Source organism: Acinetobacter lactucae, from assembly GCF_013344765.1.
In the GTDB taxonomy this organism is placed as follows: domain Bacteria; phylum Pseudomonadota; class Gammaproteobacteria; order Pseudomonadales; family Moraxellaceae; genus Acinetobacter; species Acinetobacter lactucae_A.
The window spans coordinates 1-2,721 of sequence record NZ_JABVBF010000261.1 but is presented as its reverse complement, the minus strand read 5'-3'; the positions used below and the strand labels follow the sequence as shown (position 1 = coordinate 2,721).

General features: G+C 37.2%; 4 protein-coding genes. All 4 read left to right on the top strand.

Going from position 1 to position 2,721, the window contains the following annotated elements:
* Nucleotides 1–335: 335 nt before the first annotated feature.
* The 4 genes from HUN22_RS16410 to HUN22_RS16395 all read left to right on the top strand — a co-directional run bounded on the left by HUN22_RS16410 (nt 336) and on the right by HUN22_RS16395 (nt 2,379).
* On the top strand, nt 336–602 hold the full coding sequence (locus tag HUN22_RS16410; RefSeq protein ID WP_174731607.1) for a hypothetical protein: 267 nt from the start codon (nt 336–338) through the stop codon (nt 600–602).
* 330 nt (nt 603–932) lie between these two features.
* A complete protein-coding gene (locus HUN22_RS16405; protein WP_079378424.1) occupies nt 933–1,067 on the top strand; it encodes a zinc ribbon-containing protein in 135 nt (44 codons plus the stop codon).
* 123 nt (nt 1,068–1,190) lie between these two features.
* Nucleotides 1,191–1,766, top strand: coding sequence for a DUF4126 domain-containing protein (locus HUN22_RS16400; protein WP_174731603.1), 576 nt, complete (start codon nt 1,191–1,193; stop codon nt 1,764–1,766).
* 103 nt (nt 1,767–1,869) lie between these two features.
* Nucleotides 1,870–2,379: a GNAT family N-acetyltransferase gene (locus tag HUN22_RS16395; protein ID WP_174731600.1), complete on the top strand. Its 510-nt coding sequence runs from the start codon at nt 1,870–1,872 to the stop codon at nt 2,377–2,379.
* The last annotated feature ends 342 nt before the right edge of the window (nt 2,380–2,721 follow it).

Genomic DNA, 2,721 nt, shown 5'->3' with positions numbered 1-2,721 from the left:
ATAACATATTGGGCTTACATTGGTGGTTTAAAACTAGTTCCTTCAAGTTAATATTTATAATATATAAAGTAATTTTGGAAAAAGTAGGATGGCTCAATCCACAAAGCTTAAAATTTTGTAGGTTGAAACCTATAAAATGAAATTATGGAAGACTTTTTAGAAGGCCAAGTAGCTTAATACATTAGTCAAAAATTATTGATATTGTTCAAAAAAAGCCCTATTTTGATGATGGGGTTTTTACTATACATTGTGTAAAAAGAGTTGATGGCCCTATAAAAAATTACATTTAAAATAGATTTTTTTAGATAAATATCCATATAAAAAAGGATCAAAAATTGGAAACAACAAATAAATTAGATAATCAAGCTGAGAGGAAATTACCAGCTAAAGCGCATCTATTATGTGGCTGGCCACTCGTACTTATGTTGGTTGGAGGTGCTATTGGCGGAGCTCTTGGAGCAAGTGCTTATGGGGTAAATCTTAAGATCTATAAATCAAACTTATCAAATATCGCTAAAGTACTACTCAATTTGTTGACAGGTTTAATAGCCGTTATTCTCATGATTATTGCGGCAAATTTGATTCGAATGTATTTTCTTTAAAGTGTTTTATTATATAAAAAAGCCCGACATCCTGTCGGGCTTTTTCGTATTTGGTTGCTAGATATGACTCCTGTCGTATCTCACGATCCTGATGCATGAACCTATTATTGTTGTTTTATGTTCCGGAACATCCTGTTCCTGTAGGAGTTCATATTAGAAAAAAAGCAGAGGACAGCCAATCCGCTAAATCCCTAAATCTGTGTAAGATAAATCGTACAAATAACATTTTTTGCATTTATGCCATCATCATTGGGCGAAATGGACAATTGACATTCACTTTAAGTGGGTTATATTCCTGTTTAATATCTATACGATTATAGGAATGCAATCATGGTAATAGCTGGCGAAAAACCCGGAACAGGCTTCTATTTCTGTGCTCAGTGCGGACATCGAGTGTTTTTAGAAATTAATACCGACCCTTTACCACCTTGCACGAAATGCTACTGCACGCAATTTAAACGTTAAGAATAAAATAATATTTGCATTCGCATTTAACAAAAAGCCCTGTCACCCGATGGGGCTTTTTGTTAATTTAAAAATAAGACTTACATAACAAGACCCGTGATGGGCATGAAAAAGGAAACCGTTATGGAAACTATATTAGGTTTATGTATTGGCGTGGGGCTGAGCGCTGCCTGCGGTTTTCGTGTGTTTGTGCCGCTATTGGTCATGAGCATTGCAACCATGATGGGATGGTTTGAGCCATCGAAAGGTTTTGAATGGTTAGCTCTACCATCGGTATGTTTGGCTTTAGGTGTAGCAACGGTGTGTGAAGTTGCAGCCTACTACATTCCTTGGGTCGATAACGCCTTAGACACAGTCGCAACACCTGCGGCTATGATCGCGGGTACGCTAGCGACAATGGCGGTGAGCAGTGGAGAAATGTCTCAGTTTGCCAGTTGGGCGGCAGCGATTATTGTCGGTGGCGGTACGGCAGGTGTGGTGCAAATGAGTACCGTTGCTGCACGCGGTGTTTCAACTGCAACCACAGGTGGCTTGGGTAATTTTGTCGTTGCTACAGCTGAATGGATTGGTGCAATCTTACTTTCAGTTTCAGCTATGGTAGTACCTGTGCTTGTTGCCGTAGTGGTGCTGATTGCGGTTATTTTAGCGGTACGTTGGATACAGAAGAAGAAACAAGAGAGTGTGAGTACTCCGTTATAAGTAGCGTCATTTAAGGTGGCGAGATGAATAACAGTTGGTGTTGATAATAATATGTTATTTTTTAAATTCTAGTTATAAAAATAACAATTTTCGGGAGTAAGAAATGACCGTGATGTTGGTAAAACCTCATTTAAGGTTTAAAGAGAGCTATAACAACTATATTAATGAATTAGCAGATGAAGATCGTCATCCTTTGACAACAGAGTTTGACCATACAAATTTTGAATCATTTTTGAATAAACTGAGAGATTATGAAAAAGGGGAATCCCTAGAGGAAGGCCATGTTCCCAACATTACATATTGGTTAGTAGAGGGTAATGAAATTATTGGCGCATCCAACTTGCGACTTAAACTCAATGAACAGATTGAATATTGCGGTGGGCATATTGGTTTAGGTATTCGTCCCTCTAAACGTGGACAGAATTTTGGCTCGAAATTGTTAGAATTTACAATTCAGGAGGCATGGAAGTTAGGCCTAACAGAATTACATATACATTGTTATAAAACTAATTTAGCTTCTGCAAAAACCATTCGGGCAAATAATGGTCGTCTTCATTCTGAAATTACTGTTGATCAAGTAGTTCAACGGTATGTGGTGAATAAAACACTGTAAGAATTTTCTTTGAGGTTGTTTTTAGCGTAAATAAAAAAAGCCCAACATCCTGTTGAGCTTTTTCGTATTTGGTTGCTAGATATGACTCCTGTCGTATCTCACGCTCCTGGTGCTTGAACCTATTATTGTTGTTTTGTATTCCGGAACATCCTGTTCCTGTATGAGTTCATATTAGGAAAAAAGCAGGGTGTCGCCAATCCGCAAAATCCCTAAAAGTTTGTAGGATAAAACGTACATAGGAAATGTAGTGTAGGATATTTTGTAGTTGCGATAGGTGCATGGTTTATTTTTATATAACTTTAATTAAGAGATTTTTATTAAAAAATAGAGTTTGTTCTTGAC

Excerpts from the sequence above, each read along its gene's own strand:
- HUN22_RS16405 (WP_079378424.1), top strand. The coding sequence starts at position 933 with ATGGTAATAGCTGGCGAAAAACCCGGAACAGGCTTCTATTTCTGTGCT.
- HUN22_RS16400 (WP_174731603.1), top strand. The coding sequence starts at position 1,191 with ATGGAAACTATATTAGGTTTATGTATTGGCGTGGGGCTGAGCGCTGCC.
- HUN22_RS16395 (WP_174731600.1), top strand. The coding sequence starts at position 1,870 with ATGACCGTGATGTTGGTAAAACCTCATTTAAGGTTTAAAGAGAGCTAT.